This window comes from Sorangium sp. So ce1014 (assembly GCF_051521505.1).
Classification (GTDB): domain Bacteria; phylum Myxococcota_A; class Polyangia; order Polyangiales; family Polyangiaceae; genus Sorangium.
This window is the reverse complement of sequence record NZ_CP150356.1, coordinates 8,304,627-8,330,548: the sequence shown is the minus strand read 5'-3', so window position 1 is coordinate 8,330,548 and position 25,922 is coordinate 8,304,627. Positions and strand designations below refer to the sequence as shown.

Below are 25,922 nucleotides of genomic sequence, written 5' to 3'. Positions count from 1 at the left end.
CGCCGCGATGATGCAGCCCAGAGCGGCGGGCGCTCCCCGCCTCGCAGCTCCCCCGCGCCGGTCTCGGCGAGCGGCCGCGCTCCTCGCGGCGCTCGCGCTCGCCCGCTGCGGGGGCGCGCCGCCCCGACCCGCGCCGCCGCAGGAGCGCCGCGCGCCCGCGTCGGCGCACCCCCCGCGGCCGGCGCCGGGGCTCCTGCGCGCCCGCTGGGTCGACGCGAGCGGCGCGACCGCGGTCGGTCCCCGGGTCGCCGGCGGCACCATGGCCCTGCTCGGCGGCCGGCGCTTCCTCGTCGGGAGCGACGGCGCAGCTCGGCCGGAGACCGCGGCCTGCCCCGAGCCCCTGATCGAGCTCGCCCTCGTGCCGTCCGCCGCCGGCCCGCGGCTCGTCGGGCGCGGGGTCCACGGCGTCTACCGGTTCGATGATCCGCTCGGCGCGCCCGCGCTCCTCGCCCGGTCCGAGACCGAGCTCCTGCGCCTGGGCGGCGGGCCCGCCGTCGTCGCGGTGTGGGACGCCGCCTCAGATCTGCCGAGCTTTCTCGACATCGAGACGGGGCAGCCGCGCGCGCTGCCGGGCTTGCCCGCGCTGCCGCTCCGCGCCGTCGCGTTCCGGGATCCCCGGCAGGGGGCCGGGCTCTTCGAGGCGGCAGGGCTCGCGGTCACGGCCGACGGCGGCGCGTCGTGGCGCCCCGTCGCCCCGGCGCTGCGCGACGACGGCCAGGAGGCAGACCCCGCGGCCCTGCTCCACATCGCCGGCCTGCGGCTGCGCGGCGACGAGCTGCTCGCCGTGACGCACGGCGCGGCCGCGCCGCCCGGGCAGCGCGAGGCACGGATCCTTGTCGCCGAGGCGCGGCTCGCGCCGGCCGGCGGCGCGCCCGAGCCCGGCGCCGGCTCCCCGCTGCTCCGCTGGATCCGCGCGACCGGACGCCACCCGCTCGAGGCCGCGATCGCGAGCGGCGCGGCGTGGACGGGCCCCGCGATCACGGCGAGCCACGGCCTCCTCGCGCGCGTGGACCTCGCCTCGGGCGCGCTGCACGAGGTCGCCCCCGTGGGCCGCGGCGACCGGTGGCTGAACGCCTGCGGCGTCGGTCGCGCGGGGCGCTCGGCGTGGGTGGCCTGCGCGCTCGGCGAGGAGGGAGCCGACAGGCGTCACGATCCGTTCGGCGTGCTCCAGGTCACGGCCGCCGGCGCCCTTGGCGGCGTGCCCCCGGTCCTGCTGCGGAGCGGGGAGGCCGAGCTGCGCGTGTCGCCGAGCGGCGGCGCCATGCTGCTCGCGCCGTGCGACGCGGACGAGGAGGGCAGCGCGTGCGTGCGCCAGCCGAGCGGGCAATGGATCACGGTCCGCCCGGGCACCGACATCCACTGGCGCGGCGCCGGGCCGCTCGCCGATGGCCGGATCGCGATCGTGCGCGGCCTCTGGAACAGCGACGTGGCGCCGCGCGAGGACGCCGCGCCCCGCGGGGAGCCCGCGCCGCGCGGCGGCCAGGGCCGCGAGGGCGCCGCGGCCGGCGCCCACGTCGCGGTGATCGACGCCCGCGGCAGGGAGGCGCCGCTGATCCCGCTCCGCTGGCTGCGCGACGGGGGCGGCGACATCCACGTGGTCAGCCCGATCGAGGAGGGGCACGACGGCGCCCTGTCGTTCGTTGTGGCCGACGAGGCCGGCGAGCTCACCGCGGTGGTCCTGCCCCCCGGCGGCGAGGCGTCGCGGGCTCGCCTGGCCGGCGCCGCGCACGCCCTGATCCACGGCGGCCATGGCGTCGCCGTCGGGGAGGGGAAGGTGCTCGCGTCGGCCGACGCCGGCCGCTCGTGGGCGCCCATCGAGGTCCCGCCCCGCGCCCTGGATGCGGCCGCCCAGCTCGGCGATCTGCTCGCCGAGCCCGGGGTGCTGGCCGTCAACGAGGTCGGCCTGAAGATCGACGCCCACCTGCGCGTCGGCTGGGGGCCGGCGTTGCCAGCGCAGGGGGCGCCCGCCGCCGGGCCGGCGCTCGAGGCCGCGCCGCTCCTGCCGCACCGCCCGCCGCCGGCGCCGGGGCTCCCGGAGCGCGCGCTCGCCTGCACGACGCAGCCGGGCCCGCCGCCCGCGCCGCCGGGCGTGCCGCCGCCGAGCAGCGCGCAGGAGGCGCTCGCGCTGCTCGCGAGCGACGCGAAGCCCGCGCCCACGGGGCAGCGGCACGTCTCGTCGGTGAGCGATCGGCGCTGGGGCCTGCTCTCCACCGTCGCCGTGCTCGAGGCGCGCGCGCCCGACGGCGCGGCCAGGAGCGCCGGCCCGGGGGGCGGCGCCGCCGCGGCGCCGCGCGTGACGTGGACGCTGCGCTGGCTCGACCCCACGGAGCTCCAGGCCAGGGTCCGCTCGTGGACGGGCCCCGCGCCCGAGGGCGTCGGCCGGGACGCGATCCTCACGCGGTTCGCGGCGTCCGGCGACCGGCTCGTCTTCGGGGTGCGCGCCCCGGGCCGCGACCTGCTGATCCGGGCGAGGCCCGGCCGCGGCCCCGAGGTCGTCGAGGTGCCGCAGGAGCTGATGCCCGAGGCGGAGGTCGCCTTCAGCGAGGCGCCGGACGGGCCCATGGCGTGGCTCCGCGGCACGTCGCTCATCGCCTGGCAATCCGGCGACGCCCCGCGGCCGATCGCCTCGCTCGCGAGCCGCGGCGCGCGCGCGCTCGGGCAGCCGACGAGCGCCGGCGTGCCGCTGCTGCTCGGCTTCCGCGACCTGACCCTCGGCCGCACGGTGCCGATCCCGCCCGCGGAGAAGACCCAGCCGGCAGCGCCCGCGCAGCGAGGCGCGCAGGCAGCGCCCGCGCCGGGAGCACCTCCGGAGAAGAGCGCGCCGGCAGCGCCCGCAAAGGTCCCGCCGCTCCTGCCGCTCGACGGCTGGGAGATCGCCCCGAATGTCCGCACCGAGCTCACCCGCCTGCCGGCGTGCCCCGCGCGCCCGCGCGGCGCGCGCTTCGTGCTCGACCGCGCGAGCGCCTCCGTGGCCATCGACGGTCACGGCGCGATCGCGAGCACGGTTGTCTATGACGTTCGTGTGTCAGGCCATGACGCTTGCGTGGCGAAGGTCGCCGCGCTGATCGATGTCGATCGCCGGACCGAAGGCGAGCCCAGCGCCGGCGCCGGCGAGATCGCGTTCGTCCGCGCCGATCTCGCGGCCCGGCGCGCCGAAGGTGGCGAGCGCGGGATCGGGGAAGGCGTTGGCAGGGGCGGAGGAGCGGTCCGCGGAACAGCACGCGGGACAGCGCGCGGAACAGCACGCGGAACAGCACGCGAGACAGCGCGCCGCCTCGCGTGCTCCCTGCCTGTCCGGCCCTGAAGCGCCGCTGCTGCGAGGACCTTCGTGCTCGACGCCCCACCCCCAGGGCGGTTATATGTTCGCGCGCCATGTCCTCTCCGAAACACCCGAGCTCCTCGCACCGACATCTCGGCGATGGGGTCGAAGACAAGCTCGTCCCGCTCGAGGCGCTCGACCCGCTGAAGATCGGGTCGTTCGACGACCTGCTCCGCGCGATGAGCCGGACCGCGTTCGGCGGCCGCGCGCTCGGCGAGGCGTGCGACGTGCTCGAGGCGATGGTGCGCGACGAGGACTGCCTCGTCGTGGCGACCTTCTCCGGCGCCATGACGGTCGCCAAGATGGGCGTCGTCATCGTCCGGATGATCGAGGCCGGCATGATCGATTGCGTCATCAGCACCGGAGCGCTCATGGCGCACGGGCTGAGCGAGGCGGTCGGCCTGACCCACTACAAGGCGAACCCGGGCATCTCGGACGAGACGTACTTCGACAAGGGGTACAACCGGGTCTACGACACGCTCGAGATGGAGAAGAACCTCAACGCCATCGAGGTCTTCGTCCGGAAAGAGCTCGACCAGCTGGACCCCGGGTCGCCCTGGTCGAGCGAGATCATCTGCCGCCAGCTCGGCAAGGCGCTGGCCGAGATGGGCGACTCGCCCGGCGTGCTCCGGAGCGCGTACCTCCGCGACGTCCCCGTCTACGTGCCGGCCTTCACCGACAGCGAGATGGGCCTCGACGTGGCGACGTGGATGCTGCGCAAGGTGAAGGCGCAGCACGGCGACAAGCCCGACTTCGACGTGTGGCGCGAGGCCGTGCCGCCCTCGTACAACCCGTTCCTCGACCTCCTGAGCTACGCCCGCCTGGTCCGCACGAAGAAGCGCCTCGGCATCTTCACCATCGGCGGCGGCGTCCCGCGCAACTGGGCCCAGCAGGTCGCGCCGTTCTACGACATCGTGGGCGATCGCCTCGGGATCGAGGTCGAGCACCCGCGGTTCCAGTACGGCGTCCGCATCTGCCCCGAGCCCGTGCACTGGGGCGGCCTCTCCGGCTGCACCTACTCCGAGGGCGTGAGCTGGGGGAAGTTCACCCCGCCGCGCGAGGGCGGCCGCTTCTCCGAGGTGTACGCCGACGCGACGGTCGCCTGGCCGCTCCTCGTGCGCGCCCTCCTCGAGCGGCTCGGCAAGATGCCGAAATAGCGGAGCGGGCCAGCGTGCTTCCCGCCACACCCCGCCCGCCGCGCCTCCTCGAGGTGCTCCTCTCCCTGGTCGCCGCCGGCGGCGCGCTCCTGTCCGCCGGCTGCCCCTCGCAGGAGGAGCGCGCGTGCGATCTCCTCTGCGACTGCACCGGCTGCAGCGAGGCGCGGTACCTCGACTGCGTCGACAAGACGGAGACCGCGAAGACGGCCGCGGCGGAGGCGAGCTGCCCCGCCGCCTTCGACGAGTACCTGGCCTGCCTCGAGGAAGAGAGCGAGTGCAAGGACGATGCGTTCTCCTCGGACGTCTGCGAGGACCAGGACAGGAGCCTCCGCCAGTGCGGCGTCTTCGTCTTCCGCACCGCCTGCGAGCACGCCGAGGACCACCTCGTGGCGTGCGGGCAGGGGGGCTTCTTCGCGCCCGGCGCCGAGGCGTGCTCCGAGCAGATCGCGTGCAACGCCGAGTGCATCCTCAGCGTGTCCTGCGACGGGGTGAACGGGACCAGTTTCGACGAGGTCCAGCGCTTCAACGAGTGCAATAACCTCTGCTTCCAGGGTCGCTGATCGCCTGGGCCCTCAGGGGCCCGCGATGAAGCTGTCCTGGTAGCCCGGGTCCTCCACCTCGAGCGCGGCCGGGGTGGCCGCGAGCGGGCGGAGCGTGTCGAGCATGACGGCGAGCTCGCTCGTCTCGCGGCTCCCGAGGCTCGCCTCGTACGCGCCGGGGTGCGGCCCGTGCGGGACGCCGGCCGGGTGGTGCGAGATGCTGCCGGGGCCGACGCCGCGGCGCGAGGTGAAGTTGCCGCGGCAGTAAAACAGGAGCTCGTCGCAGTCGACGGACGAGTGAGGGTAAGGGCAGGGGATCGCCTCCGGGTGGAAGTCGACAGGGCGCGGCACGAAGCTGCAGATGAGGGCGCCCCGCGCCGCGAACGTCCCGTGCCAGTCCGGCGGCAGGTGCACGAGCCCGACGCGCGCCTGGAAGCTCTGGATCGGGAACGCGAACGGGTACACCGTCCCGTCCCAGCCGACGACGTCGAGCGGCGAGCGCTCGCAGGCGAAGCCGTGGAACGCGCCGCCGCGCTTCACGACGAGCGCGCGGATGCCCTCGTCGAGGGGGCCGACGAACGTGGGCCGCCGGAAATCGCGGTGGGAGTAGGGCGCGTCCATCCGCAGCTGGCCGACCTCGTTGCGCCATTTGCGCGGGAGGTGGATGTCCGCCGCCTCGATCGAGAGCCACAGCTGGGGCGCGGCGTCCGGGAGGAAGCGGTGGAAGAGCCCCTTCGGGACGACGACGTAGTCGTCCTGCTCGAAGCGGAGATCGCCGAGCATCGTGCGCAGGACGCCGCCGCCGCGGAAGACGAAGAGCAGCTCGTCGGCGTCCGCGTTCGCGAAGTACACCGGATCGTCGTCGTCCGGCTGGGCGATCCCGATCACCACGTCGTCGTTGAAGAGCAGCGGCACGCGGCAGTCGATCGCGGGCCCGCCCCGGCGCGGCAGGTCCTGCGACCGGTAGTGCCGCTTCGCGAGCGGGCGCGCCGGCGCGGCGACCGGCAGCGCGAAGCCGTGCGCGGCGCGCGCGACCCGGTGCTCGTGCGGCCGGCGCTCGTGGTAGGCGATCGTGTAGGGGCCGTCGAAGCCCTCCCGCGTCAGGCACTCCTCGTAGCGGAGCTCCCCCGCCTCGCTCCGGAGGGCGATGTGGTGCTTGCGCGGGACGCTCCCGGCGACGACGCGATCGAGCATCAGCCGCGCCCCTCCCCTTTCTGCTGCCGCTCGATGCTCTCGAACAGCGCCCGGAAGTTGCCGGCGCCGAAGCCGCGGTCCCCCTTGCGCTGGATGAGCTCGAAGAAGAACGGCCCGGCGTCGGGATCGCGGTGCGTGCCCGACGACTCCTTGAGGAAGATCTGGAGCAGGTAGGACCTCTCGCCGTCGCCGTCGACAAGCACCTCGAGCTCTCGCAGCGCCGCCACATCCTCGTCGAGCTGCCCGACGCCGAGCTGCTGCAGGCGCTCGGGCAGCAGGTCGTAGTAGGCGGCCGGGGTCGGCATGAACTCCACGCCGCGCGCGCGCATCGCCCGCACGGCCGCGAGGAGGTCGTCCACGGCGAGCGCCACGTGCTGCACCCCGTCGCCGCGGTGCTCCTCGTTGAAGACGTTGATCTGCGAGCTCTTGAAGTAGGGCCGGTAGGGCTCGTTGTTCGCGAACTTCACGCCCGAGGCCGGGTCCCACATCACGGCCGATCGCAGGCCCGAGCCGTGGCCGGCGCCCTTCGCGACGTCGTCCGTGTGGAACGCGATCTTCCAGAACGGCTCGAGCCCGAGCACGTGTTCCATCCAGAGCAGGGCGGGCGCCATCGTCTGGAAGTTCGAGGTGATGTGATCGAACCGGGCGATCCCGAAGCGGTTCTCGCCGCCGCGCGGCGCGTCGTGGGCCACGCAGCCGGGGAACAGCGCCGGGTAGCCGTGCCGCTCCACGAAGCGGAAGGTGGTGTCGCCGAACGGCGTCGTGATCGAGAACGACGCGAACGTGCCGCTCCCCTCCGCCGCCCGGTGGATCTCGTCGATCGGCGTGCCCCCGCGGCCTTCGAGCAGCCGGAAGGCGCGGTCCACGTCCTCCACCTCGAAGATGATCGTGCCCACCCCGTCGGGGTGCTTGCGCAGGTAGCGCCACGCGCGCCCGCCCTCGCCGAGCGGCTGCGAGCAGACGATGGCGCACTCGCCGGCCTGGAAGACGACCGACCGCTGCGCCGCCGCCGCCGTGAGCTCCGGCGAGCTCGCGGCGATCTCCTGGAAGTCGAGCTTGTCCGTGTAGAACCTGCGGCTCCGCTCCAGGTCGCGCACGTAGTAGTGCAGCGCCTCCACCCGCTTGATGCCGATCGACTCCACCTTGGCCATCCGGTCCTCCGTCGCGAGGGGGTACGCAGGGAGCGAGCTACGCGCCCGCGGCGACCGCGTCGGCCTGGCGGTCGGCGTGGGCGGCCTGGAAGGCGGGCAGCGCCATGCATGCCGCCTCGATCCGCGTGAGGGTCGAGAGCGGCGCGAGGTCGACCCCGTGGCGTCGCGCATTGTAAAGCTGGGGCACGAGGAACACGTCCGCCACCGTGACCTGATCGCCGACGCAGAACTGGCCGCAGAGCTCGACCGCCGCGGCCTGGAATGCGGCGAGCCCCGACGCGATGAAGCGCCTCGCGAACGCCTTCTCGTCACCGCCGAGCTCGCTCTGCACGTATTTCAGGGTGGCGGTGTTCTGCATCGGCTGCGTGCCGGAGTTGACCATCTCGACGAGCTGCCGCGCCTTGGCGCGCAGGTACGGATCCGCGGGCAGGAGCGGCGGCGCGGGGAACAGCTCCTCGAGCAGCTCGATGATCGCCACCGACTGCGACACGCGCCGGACGGCGCCGCCCTGCTCGAACTCGAGCAGCGGCACCTGCGCCATCGGGTTCTTGGCCCGGTAGTCGTCGCGGAGCTGCTCGCCGCCGTCCCGGACGAGGTTCACCGGCCGGTACGCGTGCGGGGCGCCCTTGTGGGCGAGGGCGATGCGCACGCGCCAGCTGCACGAGCTGCGCCAGTAGCCGTAGAGCGTGAGCCCCTGGATCGCGGCGCTCATCCGGCCACCACCCGCTGCGCGATGCGCCCGAACAGGCTCTCGCTCGAGCGACTCAGCATCTCGATCATGATCGTGTCTCCTGGCTTCATGAAAGGCGTCCTCGCCGCGCCGTGCGAGAGGATCTCGAGCATGCGCTGCTCGGCCAGGCACGACACGCCGCGCGCCGGATCCCGGTTCGAGACGGTGCCGCTGCCGAGGAGGGTCCCGGCCGTGAAGCTGCGGGTCCTGGCGACGTGCTCGACAAGATCGAAGAACGAGAAGTGCATCTCCGGGCCGGCCTCGGGATCGCCGATGAGCGCGCCGTTGTAGGTCGAGCGGAGCCGCAGGTGGACGCGCCCGTCGCGGAGGGCGTCGCCGAGCTCGTCCGGCGTGATCGCGAACGGGGAGAACGCCGTGGCGGGCTTCGAGCAGAAGAACCCGAACCCCTTCGCGAGCTCGGCGGGCACGAGGTTGCGCAGCGTCACGTCGTTGGCCAGCAGGAAGAGGCGGATGTGCCGCTCGGCCTCGTCACGGCGCGTGCCCTGCGGGGTGTCGCCGAGGACGACGCAGACCTCGGCCTCGAAATCGAGGCCCCACGCCTCGTCGCGCAGGACGATGTCGTCGGTCGGCCCGAGGAGGACGCCGGAGCCGCCCTGGTACACGAGCGGATCGGTCGTGAGCGTCTCGGGGGGCTCGGCGCCGCGCGCCTTGCGCACGAGCTCGATGTGGTGGACGTAGGCGGATCCGTCGATCCACTCGTACGCGCGGGGCAGGGGCGCGGCGAGCTCTTCCATGACGAGCGGGGCCACCGCCGCGTCGCCGCGCTCGATGTCGTCGGCGATGCGGCGGAGCGAGGGCTCGGCGCGCTCCCAGTCGTCGAGCGCGGCCTGGAGCGTCGGGAAGGCGGCGCCGGCCGGCGCACAGGCGAGGCCGTCGCGGCGGACGACGACGAGCGTACCATCGCGGCCGGGGCCGCGGAGAGAGGCGAGCTTCATGCGGGGGCGAGCTCCTCGTGGCGTTACGGTGGTCTCATCGTCTTCGCTTGACAAGCACGACGCGGCTCACGCCTGCTAGCGCTCGTGCTCTCTTGCGCCGTGCGCAACGTGCGACCGGGTGACCGGCTGAACGGATCTGCATGAATACCGGACTCGATGTTTTCTCGACGCTCCACCACCTGGTGCAGCGCGCCATCGCCAGCCTCCCCGGCGCGCAGCGTGGCAGCCTGCTGGTGCGCGCTGGACGGCGGCTCGTGTACAGCGCGTCCGTGGGGCTCGATGGCATCCTGCCGGGCCGGGTGCACATGCCGTCGGACGGCGGGCTGCTGAGCGCGTCGGCGCCGTTCGGCCCCGCCGCGGCGCCCGAGGCGGCGCGCGGCCCGTGCCTCGTCCCCGCGGCCGTGTGGTACCGGGCGCACCTGCCCGAGGTCGCGCAGCGGCCCGGCTGGCCTCCGGAGGGGGCCCACGTGCAGGTCGTGCCGGTGCACCTGTTCGGCGCGCCGGGCGCCTACTTCGCGCTGGAGCAGCCGGACGACGCGCCGCTGTCGGGCCCTTACCGCGCGCTCGTGGAGTCGGTCGCGGAGAGCGCGGGCGCCGCGCTCGAGCGGCGCGGCCTGTTCGAGGAGAAGGCGCAGGTCGCGCAGGAGCTGCGGCTGCTCGAGGAGGTGCTGAGCTCCGTCGCCGAGTCGGTCGATCTCCTCGAGCTCATCGAGACGCTCGCGGACGGGATCAGGAGCGTGCAGACGGGCCCGCGCTGGGGCACGATCGACCTCGCCATCCTGGAGGACGCGGGGCGAGGCTCCGCGGCGGATGCGCGGCGGACGCTGCGCCTCTACCGGGCTCCCCGCCGGCCCATGACGGCGTACTGGAACAACGTGCGCGACGGCGTGCAGGCCGCGGGGCGGGACCTGCGGGTCGCGGTGGGGTTCAGGAGCGGGGTGGGCGCCGATCCCGCGTCCCAGGAGGCGCTGTTCGAGGAAGGGCTCCGCCGGGGCGTGAAGGGGATCGCCGTCGCCCCCATCGATCCGGTCGCGCTCGAGCCGCTCATCCGCCGCGCGGTCGCGGCGGGGGTCGCGGTGGTCGCGATCGACTCGCCGACCGTGGAGGGCAGCGCGGCCCCGGTCTACATCGGGACCGACAACCGGGTCGCCGGCAGGCTCGCGGGCGAGATGATGCAGCGGCTCTTGCCGCAGGGCGGGCAGGTCGTCGCCCAGGCGCCCTCGTTCGCCGTGTCCAACGCCAGCGAGCGCCTCGAGGGCTTCCGCGAGGCCGTCGCCGCTTCGGCGACCCGCCTCGACGCGCCCCTGGAGAACCATTTCGACCCCGCCCGCGGGATCGAGCTCGCCCTCTCCACGCTGCGCGACAAGCCCGGGATCGCCGGCGCCTTCGGGGTGTGCAGCGAGAACGGCCCGAGCTTCGGCACGGCGTCGATGACGCTCGGCAGGGCCGGAGACCTCAAGATCCTCGCCTTCGATCTCATCACGTCCACGGTCGCCATGCTCCAGGACGGCGTGATCCACGCCGCGATCGTGCAGCGCGAGTACGACATGGGGTACCGCTGCGTGCAGGTGCTCTACGAGATGGCCACGCGGGGCGCCGAGGCGGCGCTCTCGGAGCTGCCGGCGTCGCGCTTCATCGACACGGGCGTCGACGTCGTGACCGTCGAGCGCACGCCGTTCTCGGTGGCGCTCTCGGATCACCTCGCCATGAGCTCTGCCCGCCGGGTCGCGAACCGCAGGCTGGGCGCGGCGAGCCGCGCGCGAGCGCTCGAGTTTCTGGTGATCGGCATGGCCGAGCGCGAGAGCCTCGTCGACGACGAGCGCGCGCCGGTCGTGGACGACTCCCTGGTGGGCCGGGTGATGAGCTCGTGCTGCTCGCTCGTCATCGACACCGCGTCGAGCGAGTACCAGCACTTCAGCGATGTCGTCGAGGCCCGCTGGAACGGCGCGCGCACGCTGGTCGGCGTGCCGCTGCTCTCCCGGGACGCGGTCCTCGGGGTCCTCGTCCTGAGCAGCCCGCAGCCCGACGCGTGCTCGGCGAACGACCTGGCGCTGCTCGAGCGCGTGGCCTCGGTGGCGGCCGTCGTGCTCGAGAACGCGCGGCTGCTCTCGCGGATCAAGGAGCGCACGAGGGAGCTCGAGTCGCTGAGCAGCCGCCAGGTGGCGCTCCTCGACACGATCGCCGTGATGTCGAGCCCGGTCGTGCCGATCGCGCCCGGCGTCCTCGTCATGCCGATCGTCGGCGCGCTGGACGCAACGCGCTCCGGCCGCTTCATCGAGGCGATGCTGAAGGAGATCTCCGAGCACCAGGCGCGCGTCGTGATCATCGACGTCACCGGCATGGCGGTCGTCGACGCGAGCGCGGCGAGCCACCTCGTGCAGGCGGCGCGCGCCGCCGCCATGCTCGGGTCCGAGGTGGTGCTCGTCGGGATCGCGCCCGAGGCGGCGCGGCTCATGGTGGAGCAGGGGCTCGATCTCGGGGACATCGTCACCCGCTCCACCCTGGAGCTTGGGTTCTCGTACGCGCTCGGCAAGACCGGCGGGCGGGTCGTCTACCGTCGCTCCTGAGCCCCGTCGCTCCCGAGCCGCGGGGCCCCGCGCGATCAGCGGTCCCGGTGGAGCGCGATGGCGGTCGCGACAAGCGCGGCGATCTTGGAGACGTCCAGGTCCTTGGCGGAGCGGATATGGACGTTCCTGGCCGGCTTGGGGTTGCCGGTGAGCACGCGGTTCGGATCGGGCAGCTCGGCGCCGTGCTCGAAGCCGAGGTTCACGCCGAAGCGCTGCGGGGCGAGCCAGCAGATCTGGTGCTCGTGCCCGTCGCCCATCCGGAAGCTGATGATCCGCCACCCTGGATAGACGTGCTCGTGCACGTCGGGGATGACGCGGAGGAGCAGCTTGCGCACGCGCAAGGTCAGCTGCTGCGCTGCGGGTGGGTACTCGCTCAGCAGAGCGGCCACGGCCGGATCTTCCGACACAATCGCCCACGCTAGGTCCACGCCCACGGGGACGCAACCGGCTGCGCGTGGCGACGCGACGTTCCGGTTCGGGCGCTCTCTTCCTCCTGTCAGGCTCCTGTCAGGTCAGCGCAGGCCAGGTCAGGCGCACGCGCTCGCTGTGGGATGGGTCACTCGGTCACTCGGTCACTCGGTCACTCGGTCACTCGGGCGCGGGCACGCCTCGCTGGCGTTCGTCCTTGGCGATCCAGACGGTCTTGATGTTCACGAACTCGCGCAGGCCGTAGGACGAGAGCTCGCGGCCGTGGCCGGACATCTTGATCCCGCCGAACGGCAGCCGCGGGTCGGACACGACCATCCCGTTGATGAACACCTGGCCGGCGTCGAGCTCGTCGATGAGGCGCTCGCGCTCCTGCGGGTCGCGGGTCCAGGCGCTCGCCCCGAGGCCGAATCGGGTGGCGTTCGCGATGTAGATGGCCTCATCGATGTCGGCGACGCGGATGACGGCGGCGACCGGGCCGAAGAGCTCATCGTCGGCGGCGGGGGAGGGGCTCCGGACGTCGGTGAGCACGGTCGGCGGGAAGTAGTTGCCCGGGCCTCTCAGCCGCTTGCCGCCGGTGAGGAGGAGCGCGCCCGCGGCCACCGACGCCCGCACCTGCTCCTCGAGCTCCGTGACGATCTGCGCCGTGGCGAGCGGCCCGACGTCGACCGACGGATCCATCGGATCGCCCACCCGGAGGCGCCGCATGGCCGCGACGAAGCGCTGCTCGAACTCCGGAACGATCGACTCGTGCACGATGAAGCGCTTCGCCGCGATGCAGGACTGCCCGTTGTTGATGATGCGCGCCTTGATCGCGGTCCCGACGGCGGCGTTGAGATCGGCGCTCGGGAGGACGATGAACGGATCGCTGCCGCCGAGCTCCAGCACCACCTTCTTGAGGTGCTTCCCCGCGTGGGCGCCGACGCTGCGCCCCGCGTTCTCGCTGCCGGTGAGCGTCGCGGCCACGACGCGCGGGTCGGCGAGCAGGCGCGGCACCGCGTCGGTCCCGATGAGCAGCGCCTGGAAGACCCCTTCCGGGAAGCCGGCCCGGCGGAGGATGTCCTCGATGGCGAGCGCGCAGCGGGGGACGTTCGCGGCGTGCTTGAGGAGGCCGACGTTGCCGGCGATGAGCGCCGGCGCGGCGAAGCGGAAGACCTGCCAGAACGGGAAGTTCCACGGCATGATGGCGAGCACCGGGCCGAGCGGGTGGAACGCCACGTAGCTCCTGTCGGCGTCGGTCGCGACCTCTTCGGGGGCGAGCAGGCGCTCGGCGTTGTCGGCGTAGTAGCGGCACACGGTCGCGCACTTCTGGGCCTCGGCGATGGCGGAGCCGATGGTCTTGCCCATCTCGACCGTCATGAGCTGCCCGAGCTGCTCCTTCTCCCCTTCCAGGATCTCGGCCGCCCGGCGCAGCTTCTGGGCGCGGTCGGCGACCGGGGTCTGCCGGAAGCTGCGGAACGCGGCGTGCGCGCGCGCCACCTTCTGCTCCAGCGCCGCCGACGAGAGGGGCTCGAAGGTTTCAAGCGTCTCTCCCGTCGCTGGATTGATCGTCGCGATGGCCGTGTTCACGGATGTGCCTCCTCTTCGAGCTCCGGGGGCCGCGCCCTGTCTCCTGCCTGCGCAGGGCGCGCCGAGCGATCCCGGCAGGCGAGCTTGAGCCAGACCTGCCTCTCCTTGCAATGGTCAGCGAGGACGAGCCCGCCTATGTTCCCGTTCCCGCGGTTTTCGTCCCTCCGCCGCAGCTCGCGGTCGCATGGGGGCGGAGGGGGGTCGCCATCGCACGTTCTGTTCATTACGCAGAGCGGGATGGCCCGCAGCGGATCCCCTGCCGTTGACGACGCGGAGCGCGCGGTCTCTGCCCGGGCGATGCGGGCCGGCGAGCGCGCGACGCTCCCTCCGCCGACCGTCGACGATGCCGCCGGCCCGCTATCCCGTGCGGGCGAGCTGGAGGTGAGGGTCAAGGCGCTGGAGTCGCTCCTGTGCGCCGGTGTGCCGTTCATGGTGGCGGGGGCGTATGCCTTCTTTGCGTACACCGGCATCTTCCGCGACACGAAGGATCTCGACGTGATGCTGCACGAGCGGGAGGTGCCGGCGGCGTTCAGGGCGCTCGAGCGGGCCGGCTTCCAGACGGAGGTGCTCGATCCGCGGTGGATCGCGAAGGCGTATGCCGGCGACAGGTTCATCGATCTCATCTTCTCGTCGAGCAACGGCCTGGGCGTGGTGGATTGCGGCTGGTTCGAGCACGCGCGTCCGGCGACGATCCTGGGGCACAGCTGTTTGATCGCGCCGGTCGAGGAGATCATCTTCACGAAGGCGTTCGTGGACGAGCGGGAGCGGTACGACGGGGCCGACGTGAACCACCTCATCTACGCGTGCGGCGACGAGATGGACTGGGAGCGGCTCCTCGGCCGGTTCGGCCCGCACTGGGAGGTCCTGTTCGCGCACCTCACGCTCTACCGTTTCGTCTATCCCGGCGCGCGGAGCCGGGTGCCCGAGTGGCTCGTCGAGGAGCTCTGCCGGCGCACGCTGGAGCAGTCGCGGGCGGGCGACGCGCCGCACCGGGTCTGTCGGGGGAACCTGATCAGCCGGCGGCAGTACATCCATGATTACGAGAAGCTCGGGCTCATGGCTGCGCCCGCCGGGCCCGAGCCCGAGGTGATGCGGGGGGCGCTGTGCCGGAAGCGCCGGCCGCCCGCGGCGGCGCGGCGGCCCCTCGGCAAGGGGGTGCCGATCCGCGAGGGGGCTCCGGGCGGCGCGGAGCGTCTGGGGGCGGAGGTCGAGGCGGCGCGGCTCCGCAAGCCGGGATCATGAGCGCCGGGGCCGGCGGGAACGGGGACCGCGGGGACCACGGCAAGCGGCGCGTCGCGGCGGCCTCGGACCTGCACTGCCGGCCGGAGCACGGCGCAAGGATGCGCGAGCTCGTGAAGGCGGTGAACGCGGAGGCCGAGGTGCTCGTCCTGTGCGGCGATCTCACCGATCGCGGCCATCCCGAGGAGGCGAAGGTGCTGGCCGACGCGCTCTCCGGGCTGTCGGTGCCGTGCGCCGCCGTGCTCGGCAACCACGACCTCGACCGCGGCGCGGGCGCCGAGGTCTCGAGGCTCCTGGGCGACGCGGGCGTCGAGGTGCTCGACGGGGATCACCTGATCCTGCGCGACGACCTCGGCGTTGCCGGCGTGAAGGGGTTCATGGGCGGGTTCGGGAACGCGACGCTGCAGGCGTTCGGCGAGGGCCCGCTCAAGGCCTTCGTCCAGGAGGCCGTGACCGAGGCGCTGAAGCTCGAGGCGGCGCTCTCGCAGCTCGACAGCGACAAGCGGATCGTGATCATGCATTACACGCCGATCCTGGAGACGACCGTCGGCGAGAACGTGGAGATAAGGCCTTTCCTTGGGACGAGCCGGCTTGTCGCGCCGATCGATCTGTACGGCGCCGACGTGGTCTTCCATGGCCACGCGCACCACGGGGCGCTCGAGGGGCGCACGCCGAAGGGGACTCCGGTCTACAACGTGGCCATGCCGCTGCTCAGGAAGCTGACGGGTAAGTCGTTTCTGCTGTTCGAGGTGTAGCGGGCGAGCGCCGCTCGGTGGTTCTGCGCCGCGCTTCTGTCAGTGCTTCTGCAGGAAGGCCCGTATCGCTCCGAAATAGGCAGACGCGAAGTTGAGGATATCGTTGTGCCCGGCGCCGTCGATGAGGTGCAGGGCTTTTCTGTCGTGGGGGACGGCGGCGTGGTTCTCGCGGGCGTGGTCCGGCGGGAGCAGCGTATCGCGCGCGCCGTGCAGGAAGAGGACCGGGATGTCGACCTGTCTCAGGAGCTCCGGGTTCGAGAAGCGGCGGTGCGCCTCGTCGCGCAGATCGCCGAGGTCGATCTCGAAGAGGGCGAGCAGGTGCCGCACATCGCTGAACCCGCTCTCGAGGACGAGCGCGCGGTAGGCGTCGCCGCGGTGCGCGGCGATGCGCGACGCCGGGGAGCTGCCGAGCGATCGGCCGAAGAGCAGCGGCTTCGGCGGCCGGTCGAGGCCTGCGGCGCGGCTCGTCTCGGCGAGCTCGCGCTCGAAGAACTCGGAGACCTTCAAGGGATCTTCATGGAGCGAGCGCAGCGTCGGCTGCCCTCCGCTCCAGCCGTAGCCGCGGTAATCGACGATGAAGAGGTTGAGCCCGATGTCCTGCCAGGCCTCGGCGAGGTCGTCGTAGTCGGGGACGGTCTCGCCATTGCCGTGGAAGGCGAGCACCGTCGGGTTGTCCGGGGCGGATAGGTGCCAGCGCGCGCCGAGCGTCACCCCGGGGGCGACGGGGATATCGTAGTCCGTCGCGCTGGCGGGTGGGCTCGTTCTCACCTGCGTGGGATAGAAGACGTCGGCGGCGCGAGGGTTTGCGTCGAGCGCGCGAAGGAGCTCGTCGAGCTGGCTATCGGGGTCGTTCGTCGGCATGGCTCACCGTTCTGCCGAGGTCGGCGGGGGCAGTGCGCGCGCAGGATACGTCGGATGGGGGTAGGAAGGCACCTGGGATGGACGCCCGCGAGGGTGGCGAGGCGGCAGGAAGGCGGGGTGCACGGCGCGATGATAGTCTATACGGTCGCGATGATGCCTTGCACCGCGGGCTCGCCGTACTCGGCGCCGCCGGTGCGCACGACGAGGTTCGGGAGGATCTCCGCCACGCCGGCGCCGTGGGTGTGGCCGCAGAGCACCTCGATCTGCCGCTCCGGGTGCCGCTCGGCGGCCTCGCGGATCGCCTCCCCTGTGGCCTTGCAGGTGAAGTGGGGGAGCCAATCGTCGTTGGAGATCTGGCCTTCGTGCCAGCAGGCCTCCTTGAACGGGGGGACGTGCGTTGCGACGATGACGCGCCGGTACCGCTCGAGGGCCAGGGGCAGGACGCGACGCAGGTACGCCGCGGCCTCATCGCCGAGGCGGTGCAAGGCCTCTCTCCGGCGGCGCCGGTCGAGGGAGGCGAGCTCCTGGATGAGCACGTAATCGTTGAGCTCCACGGGCGATCTCTCGTAGTTGCCGAGGCGGGCGTCGGCCCAGCCGTCGTGGCCGACGAGGGCGGTGTCCGGGCCGAGCTCGACGTGGGGAATCGACGGGAGCCACCTGAGCCAGGGGGAGGTGGCCGAGAGCTCGGCGGCCGTGGCGCGCACGGCGGCGATGCTCCCGCGGTAGAAATCGTGGTTCCCGAGGACGAAGTAGAGCGGGCGCTCGATGGCCTGGGCGACGGTCTCGAGGAGGGGGCCGAGGCTCGCGGCTTCGGCGATGTCGCCGGTGAAGAGGACGGCATCGGAGGCCGTCGCGGCGAGGGTGGAGCAGAAGGCGGCGAGCTCCTTGCGGGAGAGGAAGTTGAGGTGGACGTCGGTCGCCCAGGCGAGGCGGAGCGGGGTCGGCGCGGCCATGAGGGCAGGATAGGCGGGGAGGCGAGGGGGAGCCAGCGAGGTGGTGCGAGCTCCCATCCCCCGTTCCACGTTGCGGCTAGAACGCCGATCACATTGAAATTCCGCTAAAATCGACTCATGGGAAGAGGACCGCAAGGACGGATGCGCCGGTCAAGACCGGCATGAGGGAGCAGGTGAGCAACGAGGAGCAGCACCAGCAAATCGAGCAAGTCCTGCCCCGGGAGGAGTCCACCCCTGGGAAGGCCAACCCTTGCGCAGCGTGGGGCGACCCACGAGGCGAAGCGTAGGGGGACGAGTGAGCGGGCCGGGTGACGTGCGGCTGCTGATGAAGTGGCTGCACGCAGGCGTCATGGAGGGAGGCGAGCTACGTGAGGTGAAGGAAGGAGTGCCGCAGGGCGGGAGCATCAGCCCGCTGCTTGCGAACGCCTACCTTCACTATGCGTTCGACCTGTGGGTCAACCAGTGGAGGAAGCGGCACGCGCGCGGAGAGGTGTACATCGTGCGCTACGCCGACGATCTCGCGATGACCTTCCAGTACGAGCAGGACGCGCGCGCGATGCGGGAGGCCTTGGCCTCCCGGCTCGCGAAGTTCGGCCTGGAGCTGCATCCGGAGAAGACCCGGGTGATTCGGTTCGGGAGATTCGCCCGGCAGGACGCCGAGCGCGACGGGCGCCCACGCCCTGAGACGTTCGACTTCCTGGGGTTCACGCACATCGCCGGCGTAAGCCGGCGAGGCGAGTTCCAGCTGAAGCGTCGTACCTCGCGGAAGAAACGGAACGCCAAGCTGGCGAGCCTGCGCGAAGAAATGCGCGAGCGTCGGCATGAGCCCGTGCGAGCCCAGCACGCATGGCTCTCCAGCGTGCTCGAAGGGCACTTCCGGTACTACGGGGTGCCCACAAACTACCGGGCGTTGCAGCAGTTTCGGGAACGCGTGCGCGCAAGCTGGCACCGCCAGCTTCAGCGGAGAAGCCAGCGCGCGCACTGGTCCCGGCAGCAACGAACGGGGTTCGAGCAGCGGTTCCCTCTCCTGCAGCCCCGCATCCATCATCCCTGGCCGGCTCTACCGCGAGCCAGTCCGTCGACCCGAGGTGGGAGCCCGGTGCGGGAAATCCGCTCGCCGGGTTCTGTCCGGGGGGCGGTCCGGGTTGACCGAAGGTAGGTCAGCACGGGCCGTCCCTACCGGGACCAAGGGGCGCAAGGGGGAGAAGAATATAATTCTATCTCTGTTCCCTTGCGCCTCTCGCGCCCTTGCGGTCTCTCGTCTGACTGGGTGCCGTGCCCTTCCAGCGTGCTCCTCGGCGGCTCCGACGGGCGCCACAATCTGTTGAATTTAGCTGAATTTTAACCTGTTCGACGTTCTAGCTGCGCGCCGCTGCCGATGGCTGCGCGCCGCTGCCGATCCTGTGCGCTCATGGCGTCATGGCCCGTATGTGGACCGGCCGATGGCGCCCGCGGAGCGGGAAATCGTCACGCGCGTGGCCGTCGAGCGGCATGTCGGTCCGGGTGCGGTGACCGGCATCGGGGTTTCGATGGGTGGGGCGTCCTGAGCGAGGGTACGGTGAGCTTGTGGCCCGCGCTCGACGAACTCCAGGATCGCCGGCAGGGCGAGCGCGCGGGCGGCCCTCGGACGGACGGCTCAGCCGCGCGAACGGCCGCTACACATCGCCGTCCACCGGCGCCGCGGGCCGCTCGACAGGCTTCTTGTCCGCGGGCTGCTCGACGGGCTTCTTGCGCCGCCCGATCGCGAAGAAGTCGACCGCGGGCTTGAGGGAGCGCTCGAGCTTCGCGTCCGCGGCGGCCATCCGGGAGAGCGTGGTGTAATAGGCCGTCGCGGCCCACCATGCCTCGCTCTGGGCCTGCAGGATGGTGTCGGCGATCCGCTGGGAGAGGTCGTCGAGCGCGGCCTGGAGCGGCTTCATGCGCTCGATCAGGAGCAGATCGGCCTTCATCCCTTCCACGTTGATCTTGGGGAGCGCGACGCCGTTCGCGTCGGCCAGCTCCCCGACGAGCCTCGCGATCGGCTCGCCGCCGGTGCGCATCTTCGTCGTGGCCTTGCGCTCGTCCCCTGTGAGCTCGACGGTGAACGCCTTCACCTTGCCCTCGATCGACGACAGCTGCTCGACCAGCCCCTGGATCACCTTCTCCGACGGTACGACGTTTCCTACCTTGTTCTGCACGCGAAAACCTCCCGCTTGAAAGGGGAGACCGTACGGGGACCGAGCGAGCTCGTCAAAGCGAGAGCAAGCTCCCGACGCTACGCGGTAAGTCCGCGTCCAACCCTTGGTTTTTCGGAGTTGTATGCGCCGGTGGCGGAGTCGCCTGCGCCGGCGTCGGAGTCGCCTCTGGCGCTGCCTCGGAAGGCCGACACGCGGGCGGAGCAGACCGAGACGCCCGCAGAGCAGACCGAGACGCCCGCGGAGAACGCTCCGAGGGCGACGAACAGCAGCGAGGGACAGGCGCGGTGCGGTTCGAGCGGCGCAGATGCCGCCGATGCTCGCGCGGCGCGAACATCGAGGACCTCGCCCCCCGAGGCCTCCCGCCGGCTACTCTTCGCTGTCCCCGTCCACCGCCGGCACGAGCTCGATGTCGATCTCCTGAGGAACGGAGTCCTCGCAGTCCTCGCTCATGACGGGCGTGAGCGTCTGCTCGAAGTCCTCATAGCCTGTCCCCGAGATCTCCACCTGCGTCACCCCTGCTGTCCACAGCTCGCAGACGAGCGCCTCCAGCGCGTCCGGAGGCGGCTTCGCGCGATCGACGGCGCACACGAGGTTGGCCTCGTCGAGCGTCTTCCAGGTGGTCGGGTCGTTCAGGACGAAGGTCGGCTCCTCCGCTGCGCTCCACGCGACGTGAACGGTGGTGTTCGGCGGGACGGGGGCGCCTTTCGCGCGCACGGTGATGGTGAACATCGCCTCTCGCGGCCCCATCGGGCAGCCATCGGCGCCGCCCATGCCCGAGCCGCCGCCGGCCCCGCCGACTCCGGGGTCCTTGCAGGCGCCCACGGAGGCGGCGGTCGCGAGCGCCGCCGCGGCGAGCGCCGCGAAAGCCGTGAGCGATACGACTCGACCTGGCGTGAAGGGAAGGCGTGCAGCCACAAAGGCGACAGGGTAGGGGGGCAACGCTGGCAAATCCAGCGGGAGCAGGCTTTGCGCAGGACGCCCCGCTCACCTCCCGGATTCCCGGACTCCCGGATTGCCGGATCCCCGGCCCCCGGGACGCGCCGCGGGCGCCTTGCAGCTCAGCCCTGGGCCTTGAGCTCCGCGATGTCCTGGAGGAGCGTCTGCTCGTGCCCCTCGGGCTTCACCTTCAGGTAGGTCTTCCGCAGCGCGCCCTGCGGATCGACGACGAACGTCGTCCGGTCCCAGTACAGGTTGCCTTTCCACTCGCTCTGCCCGACGCCTGCGGCCTTGAGGAGCTCGTGATTCGTGTCGGCGAGCAGATCGATGGTGAACGCGAACTTGTCGCAGAAGCTCTTGTGCGACGCGACGTCGTCCGCGCTGACGCCGACCACGGTGACATTGGCCTTGTCGAAGTCCTCTTTGGAGGCGGTGAACGACTTGCCCTGGATGGTGCAACCCGGCGTGTCGTCCTTCGGATAGAAGTAGACGACGAGCCATTTGCCCGCGAAGTCCTCGAGCTTCACGGTCTTGCCGTCCTGGTTCGGCAGGGCGAAGCTCGGGAACGGCTTTCCAATCTCGACGCTCATCTTCTCTTTACCTTTGCTGTGGGCCGGAGGAAGGCTCCTCCTGGCCGGTGGCCGCTCGTGGGACGATGGAGCGGTGCGGCGCGGGTGTCAACGTCGCTGCCCGCGCGGGATCAGCGCGGGATGAGCCCCCGGAACCAGGCCGCCACCGACGAGGACGACTCGTCCTGGTGGAGCGAGTCCGGTCCTTCCAGCTCGTCGGCGAGCCCGCCGAGCGGCGCCTCGCTGCGCGGGGGCGAGGAGCTCGGGTGCGCGTGCCCGTGCGTCAGGCCCGTGGCGCCGTCCAGGGTGGGCAGCAGGCTGAGGCCGCTGCCGCCCGCGGTCGGATCCTTCGTGAGCGACTTGAACTCGAGGAGCATCAGGTCGATGAGCTCGGCGATCTTCTGCGTCCCGTCGATCGTCCGCGCCGGCCCGCCCTTCGTGCGCTCCACGAGCGCGGCGACGTCGTCCTCGCTCACCGGGCGGCCGTAGCGGTAGAGGAAGCGGGTGAGGTCGCGCCCGAGGTCGCGCGCGTTGCGGTAGCGAGCCCCCGGATCGCGGGCGAGCGCGCGGCGGATGATCTGCTCCAGCTCGCGCGGCACCTCGCTGTTGACCTGCTGGAGCGACGGGACCACCGCGTCGCGCACCAGCCGCACCGTGATGTAGTCCGAGTCGCCGAGGAAGAGCCGGCGCCCGGCGAGCATCTCCCAGAGGATGATCCCGAGCGCGAAGATGTCGACGCGCTGGTCGACGCCCTGCTCGAGCACCGTCTCGGGCGCCAGGTAGCCGAACTTCCCCTTGATGATGCCCGCGTCGCTCTCGGCGAGCTGGCTCGACGCCTTCGCGAGCCCGAAGTCCACGATCTTCACCTCGCCGTAGCGGGTGATGAGCACGTTGGCGGGGGTGATGTCCCGGTGCACGATCTGGAGCGGCTTTCCGTCCGCGGTCGCGAGATCGTGCGCGTAGGCGAGGCCCTGGCACATCTTCGCGGCCATGAACGCGGCGACCTCGACGTTCATCGGCCGGCCGACCTTCTTCTGGTGCTCGAGGAGGGCCCTCAGGTCGGCGCCGTCCACGTACTCCATGACGATGAAGTAGGTGCCGTCGCCGACGCCGATGTCGAACACCGACACGACGTTCGAGTGCGAGAGGTGCGCCGAGAGGCGCGCCTCGTCGAGGAACATCGCGATGAACTGCTCCTTCTTGCTGAGCTGCGGCAAGACGCGCTTGATCGCGACCTGCTTCTTGAACCCTTCGATCCCCGCGCTCTCGGCGACGAAGACCTCCGCCATGCCGCCGGAGGCGAGGCGCTTGATGACCCGGTAACGCTGCTGCTCGGACATGCCCTGTCTGTCGTCCTCCCGCCCCGTCCCGTCTGCCTGCCCAGTCTAGCGGCTCGGGCCCCCGCAGCGGATGAAAACCATGCGGTGCCGCCTCGCGCCTGCCGGGTCAACGGAACGTGGCGAGCGCCGCAACCGCCGCGAAGGAGAGCCCGACGAGCGCGGCGAGCGCGAGCACCGACACGAGCGGCTCCGCCCGCACGGCGGCGAGCAGCCGGCCGCGATCTTCCCTGGACAGCGGTGCCCCGTCGGTTCCGTCCTCGCCCTCGCCGCCCGACGCGGCGGCGAGGTGGGCCTCGAGGCGCCGCCGCGCGGTCCGGGATCGCAGCGCGAGCAGCATCATCTGTGCGATCCCGGCGGCGCCGAGCACCAGGAGGCCTGCGCGCCGCGCCTGCGAGGCGCGGCCCTGCTCGCGCGCCTCGGCTGCCGGCATCCCGTCCGCGAGCAGCGCCACGCGCCGCGGCAGGGCCGGGCCTGCGGCTGGCGAGAGCGGCCAGGCCACCGTCCCCGCGCCCTGCTCGTAGGGGTCGCTCGCGACGACCGCCCAGCCCGCTGCGCCGGGCGAAGGCCCCTCCGGGAGCGCCAGCGTCCCCGAGAAGAAGCCTGCGCCGTCGGCCGCGAGCGGGACGACCGCCCCGAGCAGGCGGCCGTGCGCGCCTCCGATCGAGACGTAGGCGCGCGGCCTCGGCGCCGGGGAGGTGAGCCGGAGCTGCGGCCGCTCGCCCGCGAGCCCGGCCGGGTCGAGCCAGATCGCGCCCGGGATCACGGGCAGCCTCCCTTCCCAGGTGCCGCTCGTCCCCCGTGACCCCGGCGGCCCCGGCGCCGCGCTCCCCGGGCGCGTCGCGCGCAGCGTGAGCTCGACGGCGTGCGCCAGCGGCCTGATCGTGAGCTCCGCGGCGCCGCGCGCATCGGCCGCGAGCTGCACCGGCCCGCTGCCCTGCCCCTCGAGATCCGCCCCGACGGCGCTCGCCTCCACGCGCGCCCCCGGCACCGGCGCTCCGTTCTCGGTCTCGACCGCGACGCGCACCGGCTCCGGGAACGGCGCTGCCAGGGCGCCCCGCGCGGCCGTGACCCGGAGGCGGAGCTCCCCGTCCGCCGCGCCGGGCAGCGCGCTCGTGTGCGCCGCGCCGGGCAGCGCGCTCGTCTCTGCCGCGGGCAGCGGAGGCAAGAGCGGCAGCTCCTGCTCCAGGAGCGTGTCGCCGCCCCGCGCGATCCGCACCACGACCGGCTCCTTCAGCCCGTCCCTTGCGCGCAGCAGCGCCTCGCCGATGCCGTCCTTCCCGGTCGAGCCGATCCATCGCTCGAGCGGTGTCCCCGCGGACGTCGCGCTCACCTCGAGCTCCGGCAGCGCAGCTGGATCGTCGGCGCCGTGGAGCCGGCGCACCCCTTCGATGCGGAGCGCCAGCGCCTCGCTTCCGGCGACGGGCGCTCCCCACACCCGCACGCCGGTGGCCATGCGCTGCGCTCCTGGTCCCAGGATCACGAGCGCTGCGAGCCCGATGCTGAGCGCAGGCAGGACATAGGTCGCCGCGTTGGGCATCGAGATCATGGTTGCCCCAGCATACCTCTCCGTCCCTGCGGCGCGGTCGGGGCTCGGATCGGGCTGGCTGCTCGTGCGGAGCGCTGTCGTTCGTGCCGAGCCCCTTTGCGTCCGGGCGTCTCCTCCGATAGGAAGCCGCCGATGGCAGGCGACAGACCGGTGAAGCGCAAGCGCAAGGGCTCGGGGGCCACGGGGCAGGGGGGCGAGGTTCTTCTGCGGCAGCGGACCGATCCGCGGAGCGAGCGGCGTTTCGAGCCGAAGGCCTCGCTGGAGCTCGGTCTCACGTTGCTCGGCATGTCCGTCGCGGCGCTGCTGGCGGGGGCGGGTGTCTACGGCCAGTGGTTCCGGGGCGAGGAGGCGGGCTCGCACCCAGCGGCTCCGTACCTGCTCGTCGGCGCGCTGCTCCTCGGCGCGGCGGCGGGTCTGTTCGGTCAGTGGTCGATGAAGCCCGTCCGTGTCGGTGATGCCGGCGTGGCGATCGAGAACGCGCCTGGCGAGATCGAGCGTGTCGGCTGGCACGATGTCACGGGCCTGTTGCTCACGGAGTCTTCACTCACGGTTCAGGGTGGCGGCACCGTGCTCGCCATCCCGCTGCGCGCGCATCTCCCCGCGGCCTCCCGCGTCCTGGCGGAGGCGAGGAAGCGCGTCCCCGGGCGAGTCGTCGACATCAAGGAGGGCGCGTTGCCTCCGCCCGACGACGCAGCCGGCGAGGTGCGCCCGCTGGACCCGCCGCAGGTCGCCGGGCTCCACTGCAAGGCGACCGACAAGCTGATCTCCTTCGAGGCCGACGCCCGCCTGTGCGGCCGTTGCGGCGAGCTCTACCACAAGGACGGCATCCCCCCCCGCTGCGCTACCTGCGACGCCCCCCTCCGCTGAGCGGCCGCCGGCCGCCGCCTCTCAGATCCCGAAGCGCGCCGCGTGCTCCCGGAGGAACGCGATGTAGACGTCCGCCTCCTGGTGCGACGGCACCTCGCCCGCCTCGACCGCCTCCTCGAGCGCCCGCTTGACCTCGCCCACCCGCCGCGACGGCGGCAGCCCGAACGCCCGCATGATGGCGTCGCCGATGCCGCTCGGCAGCGGCGGCACCACCGCGTCCTCGGCCTGGACATGCAGCACCCGCTCGGCCAGGTCGCTGATCTGCTTCAGCCCCTTCCGCTTCTTCTCCGGCCGCTTCGTCGTGATGTCCGCCCGCGACAGGTCGAGCACGTCGTTCAGACAATCGCCCATCTCCTTCGCGAACCGGCGCACCGCGCTGTCGGTCCACGACGGTTCGTACTGGCTCGCCCGCAGGTGGTGCAGGATCAGGAAGCGGATGCTGCCCTTCAGCGCCTCCTCCTTCGCGAAGAGCGGCAGCCGCCGGTCGATCTTGTCGAACATGCGCGCGCCGACCTCGGCGTGACCGAAGAAATGGACCTCGCCCGACGGCGAGATCGAGCGCGTCCTGGTCTTGCCGATGTCGTGGAGCAGGGCCGCCCAGCGGACCTCGAGCCTCGGGACCGCCTGACGCACCACCTGCTTCGTGTGCTTCCACACGTCCTTGTGACGCCACTCTCCGTCGCCGAACCCCACCATCGCCTCGACCTCGGGGAGCATCGCCGCGAGGGCGCCCGACTCGAGCAGCGCGTCGAGCCCGGCCTCGGCGTCCTTGCTCATCATGATCCGGTCGAGCTGCTTGCGGACGTCAGGCAGGTAGATCGCCGCCGCCGCCTTGAAGTCGGCGGGGCGCCCGGAGATCACCCTGGCCGAGGAGCGTGGCTCGTCGGCCGCCTCGGGCTGCGCGGGCTCCGCCGTCTCTGATCGCTGAACGGCCCATTCGAGCGCCTCCATGGCCCGCTTCGGGCTCGCTTCCTGGGTGAGAATCTCCTGCACGCTGGCCTTCCACACTTTCGAGGTTACGGGATCGCCCGTGGCGCGCCGGTTCGCGCGGCCCGCACGGGGTCCGCCGGT

22 protein-coding genes are annotated in these 25,922 nt (G+C 72.3%); 8 read left to right on the top strand and 14 right to left on the bottom strand.

Annotated elements, in window-relative coordinates; translation table 11 throughout:
- Window positions 1-7: 7 nt before the first annotated feature.
- The 3 genes from WME75_RS31460 (at window position 8) to WME75_RS31450 (ending at window position 5,036) form a co-directional block, all read left to right on the top strand.
- Complete coding sequence (locus WME75_RS31460; protein WP_437478899.1) at window positions 8-3,304, top strand: hypothetical protein; 3,297 nt, start codon at window positions 8-10, stop codon at window positions 3,302-3,304.
- A gap of 68 nt (window positions 3,305-3,372) precedes the next feature.
- Window positions 3,373-4,476 carry a deoxyhypusine synthase family protein gene (locus WME75_RS31455; protein WP_437478898.1) on the top strand — a complete coding sequence of 368 codons (1,104 nt, stop codon included), beginning with the start codon at window positions 3,373-3,375 and terminating at the stop codon, window positions 4,474-4,476.
- Between the two features lie 14 nt (window positions 4,477-4,490).
- Window positions 4,491-5,036 (top strand): hypothetical protein, encoded by a 546-nt coding sequence (locus tag WME75_RS31450; protein WP_437478897.1) that lies wholly within the window; start codon window positions 4,491-4,493, stop codon window positions 5,034-5,036.
- Between the two features lie 12 nt (window positions 5,037-5,048).
- Here the strand turns inward: WME75_RS31450 and WME75_RS31445 are convergent, their stop codons facing one another.
- The 4 genes from WME75_RS31445 to WME75_RS31430 are packed head-to-tail and all read right to left on the bottom strand — an operon-like array spanning window position 5,049 to window position 9,046.
- Window positions 5,049-6,209 carry a homogentisate 1,2-dioxygenase gene (locus WME75_RS31445; RefSeq protein ID WP_437478896.1) on the bottom strand — a complete coding sequence of 387 codons (1,161 nt, stop codon included), beginning with the start codon at window positions 6,207-6,209 and terminating at the stop codon, window positions 5,049-5,051.
- Window positions 6,209-7,360, bottom strand: a complete 1,152-nt coding sequence (locus WME75_RS31440) for a 4-hydroxyphenylpyruvate dioxygenase family protein (protein WP_437478895.1) — start codon at window positions 7,358-7,360, stop codon at window positions 6,209-6,211. Before WME75_RS31440 ends, WME75_RS31445 begins: the two co-directional genes overlap by 1 nt.
- Before the next feature lie 37 nt (window positions 7,361-7,397).
- Window positions 7,398-8,072, bottom strand: a complete 675-nt coding sequence (maiA, locus tag WME75_RS31435) for a maleylacetoacetate isomerase (RefSeq protein ID WP_437478894.1) — start codon at window positions 8,070-8,072, stop codon at window positions 7,398-7,400.
- Complete coding sequence (locus WME75_RS31430) at window positions 8,069-9,046, bottom strand: fumarylacetoacetate hydrolase family protein (RefSeq protein WP_437478893.1); 978 nt, start codon at window positions 9,044-9,046, stop codon at window positions 8,069-8,071. The genes maiA and WME75_RS31430 overlap by 4 nt, the downstream gene beginning before the upstream one ends.
- 140 nt (window positions 9,047-9,186) lie before the next feature.
- Between WME75_RS31430 and WME75_RS31425 the strand changes: the two genes are divergently transcribed.
- Entirely contained in the window at window positions 9,187-11,613 is a 2,427-nt protein-coding gene (locus WME75_RS31425; RefSeq protein WP_437478892.1) for a substrate-binding domain-containing protein, read from the top strand.
- 35 nt (window positions 11,614-11,648) lie between these two features.
- On the opposite strand, the gene WME75_RS31420 is transcribed toward WME75_RS31425, so the two are convergent.
- Together WME75_RS31420 and WME75_RS31415 are read right to left on the bottom strand one after the other, a co-directional pair.
- Entirely contained in the window at window positions 11,649-12,002 is a 354-nt protein-coding gene (locus WME75_RS31420; RefSeq protein WP_437478891.1) for a DUF1801 domain-containing protein, read from the bottom strand.
- Between the two features lie 199 nt (window positions 12,003-12,201).
- Entirely contained in the window at window positions 12,202-13,608 is a 1,407-nt protein-coding gene (locus tag WME75_RS31415) for an NAD-dependent succinate-semialdehyde dehydrogenase (protein ID WP_437478890.1), read from the bottom strand.
- A 237-nt stretch (window positions 13,609-13,845) separates the two neighbouring features.
- On the opposite strand from WME75_RS31415, the gene WME75_RS31410 reads away from it, so the two are divergent.
- Window positions 13,846-14,850 (top strand): hypothetical protein, encoded by a 1,005-nt coding sequence (locus WME75_RS31410; RefSeq protein WP_437478889.1) that lies wholly within the window; start codon window positions 13,846-13,848, stop codon window positions 14,848-14,850.
- Window positions 14,847-15,602: a metallophosphoesterase family protein gene (locus WME75_RS31405; RefSeq protein ID WP_437478888.1), complete on the top strand. Its 756-nt coding sequence runs from the start codon at window positions 14,847-14,849 to the stop codon at window positions 15,600-15,602. Before WME75_RS31410 ends, WME75_RS31405 begins: the two co-directional genes overlap by 4 nt.
- Window positions 15,603-15,641: 39 nt before the next feature.
- Here the strand turns inward: WME75_RS31405 and WME75_RS31400 are convergent, their stop codons facing one another.
- Together WME75_RS31400 and WME75_RS31395 are read right to left on the bottom strand one after the other, a co-directional pair.
- Window positions 15,642-16,463, bottom strand: a complete 822-nt coding sequence (locus WME75_RS31400; protein WP_437478887.1) for an alpha/beta hydrolase — start codon at window positions 16,461-16,463, stop codon at window positions 15,642-15,644.
- Between the two features lie 137 nt (window positions 16,464-16,600).
- A complete protein-coding gene (locus WME75_RS31395) occupies window positions 16,601-17,416 on the bottom strand; it encodes a metallophosphoesterase family protein (protein ID WP_437478886.1) in 816 nt (271 codons plus the stop codon).
- Window positions 17,417-17,711: 295 nt separating this feature from the next.
- Between WME75_RS31395 and WME75_RS31390 the strand changes: the two genes are divergently transcribed.
- On the top strand, window positions 17,712-18,575 hold the full coding sequence (locus WME75_RS31390) for a reverse transcriptase domain-containing protein (RefSeq protein WP_437478884.1): 864 nt from the start codon (window positions 17,712-17,714) through the stop codon (window positions 18,573-18,575).
- A 496-nt stretch (window positions 18,576-19,071) separates the two neighbouring features.
- On the opposite strand, the gene WME75_RS31385 is transcribed toward WME75_RS31390, so the two are convergent.
- From WME75_RS31385 to WME75_RS31365, 5 genes are all read right to left on the bottom strand, one after another.
- A complete protein-coding gene (locus tag WME75_RS31385) occupies window positions 19,072-19,593 on the bottom strand; it encodes a hypothetical protein (RefSeq protein WP_437478882.1) in 522 nt (173 codons plus the stop codon).
- 366 nt (window positions 19,594-19,959) lie between these two features.
- On the bottom strand, window positions 19,960-20,508 hold the full coding sequence (locus tag WME75_RS31380; protein WP_437478880.1) for a hypothetical protein: 549 nt from the start codon (window positions 20,506-20,508) through the stop codon (window positions 19,960-19,962).
- Between the two features lie 143 nt (window positions 20,509-20,651).
- The gene (locus WME75_RS31375) at window positions 20,652-21,119 is read right to left on the bottom strand and encodes a peroxiredoxin (protein WP_437478878.1); all 468 of its coding nucleotides are present in this window, start codon (window positions 21,117-21,119) and stop codon (window positions 20,652-20,654) included.
- A 110-nt stretch (window positions 21,120-21,229) separates the two neighbouring features.
- On the bottom strand, window positions 21,230-22,438 hold the full coding sequence (locus WME75_RS31370; RefSeq protein WP_437478876.1) for a serine/threonine protein kinase: 1,209 nt from the start codon (window positions 22,436-22,438) through the stop codon (window positions 21,230-21,232).
- A 106-nt stretch (window positions 22,439-22,544) separates the two neighbouring features.
- Window positions 22,545-23,984, bottom strand: coding sequence for a hypothetical protein (locus tag WME75_RS31365; protein WP_437478874.1), 1,440 nt, complete (start codon window positions 23,982-23,984; stop codon window positions 22,545-22,547).
- A 132-nt stretch (window positions 23,985-24,116) separates the two neighbouring features.
- Between WME75_RS31365 and WME75_RS31360 the strand changes: the two genes are divergently transcribed.
- Complete coding sequence (locus WME75_RS31360) at window positions 24,117-24,851, top strand: hypothetical protein (RefSeq protein ID WP_437478872.1); 735 nt, start codon at window positions 24,117-24,119, stop codon at window positions 24,849-24,851.
- 21 nt (window positions 24,852-24,872) lie between these two features.
- Here WME75_RS31360 and WME75_RS31355 read toward each other — a convergent pair whose 3' ends face one another.
- The gene (locus tag WME75_RS31355) at window positions 24,873-25,844 is read right to left on the bottom strand and encodes an HDIG domain-containing metalloprotein (RefSeq protein ID WP_437478870.1); all 972 of its coding nucleotides are present in this window, start codon (window positions 25,842-25,844) and stop codon (window positions 24,873-24,875) included.
- Window positions 25,845-25,922 lie beyond the last annotated feature (78 nt).

Bases quoted from the DNA above. Each gene is read 5' to 3' on its own strand.
- WME75_RS31425 (WP_437478892.1), top strand. From the start codon at position 9,187: ATGAATACCGGACTCGATGTTTTCTCGACGCTCCACCACCTGGTGCAG.
- WME75_RS31400 (WP_437478887.1), bottom strand. From the start codon at position 16,463: ATGCCGACGAACGACCCCGATAGCCAGCTCGACGAGCTCCTTCGCGCG.
- WME75_RS31460 (WP_437478899.1), top strand. From the start codon at position 8: ATGATGCAGCCCAGAGCGGCGGGCGCTCCCCGCCTCGCAGCTCCCCCG.
- WME75_RS31395 (WP_437478886.1), bottom strand. From the start codon at position 17,416: ATGGCCGCGCCGACCCCGCTCCGCCTCGCCTGGGCGACCGACGTCCAC.
- WME75_RS31365 (WP_437478874.1), bottom strand. From the start codon at position 23,984: ATGATCTCGATGCCCAACGCGGCGACCTATGTCCTGCCTGCGCTCAGC.
- WME75_RS31440 (WP_437478895.1), bottom strand. From the start codon at position 7,360: ATGGCCAAGGTGGAGTCGATCGGCATCAAGCGGGTGGAGGCGCTGCAC.
- WME75_RS31375 (WP_437478878.1), bottom strand. From the start codon at position 21,119: ATGAGCGTCGAGATTGGAAAGCCGTTCCCGAGCTTCGCCCTGCCGAAC.
- WME75_RS31410 (WP_437478889.1), top strand. From the start codon at position 13,846: ATGGCCCGCAGCGGATCCCCTGCCGTTGACGACGCGGAGCGCGCGGTC.
- WME75_RS31430 (WP_437478893.1), bottom strand. From the start codon at position 9,046: ATGAAGCTCGCCTCTCTCCGCGGCCCCGGCCGCGATGGTACGCTCGTC.
- WME75_RS31370 (WP_437478876.1), bottom strand. From the start codon at position 22,438: ATGTCCGAGCAGCAGCGTTACCGGGTCATCAAGCGCCTCGCCTCCGGC.
- WME75_RS31360 (WP_437478872.1), top strand. From the start codon at position 24,117: ATGGCAGGCGACAGACCGGTGAAGCGCAAGCGCAAGGGCTCGGGGGCC.
- WME75_RS31405 (WP_437478888.1), top strand. From the start codon at position 14,847: ATGAGCGCCGGGGCCGGCGGGAACGGGGACCGCGGGGACCACGGCAAG.
- maiA (WP_437478894.1), bottom strand. From the start codon at position 8,072: ATGAGCGCCGCGATCCAGGGGCTCACGCTCTACGGCTACTGGCGCAGC.
- WME75_RS31445 (WP_437478896.1), bottom strand. From the start codon at position 6,209: ATGCTCGATCGCGTCGTCGCCGGGAGCGTCCCGCGCAAGCACCACATC.
- WME75_RS31455 (WP_437478898.1), top strand. From the start codon at position 3,373: ATGTCCTCTCCGAAACACCCGAGCTCCTCGCACCGACATCTCGGCGAT.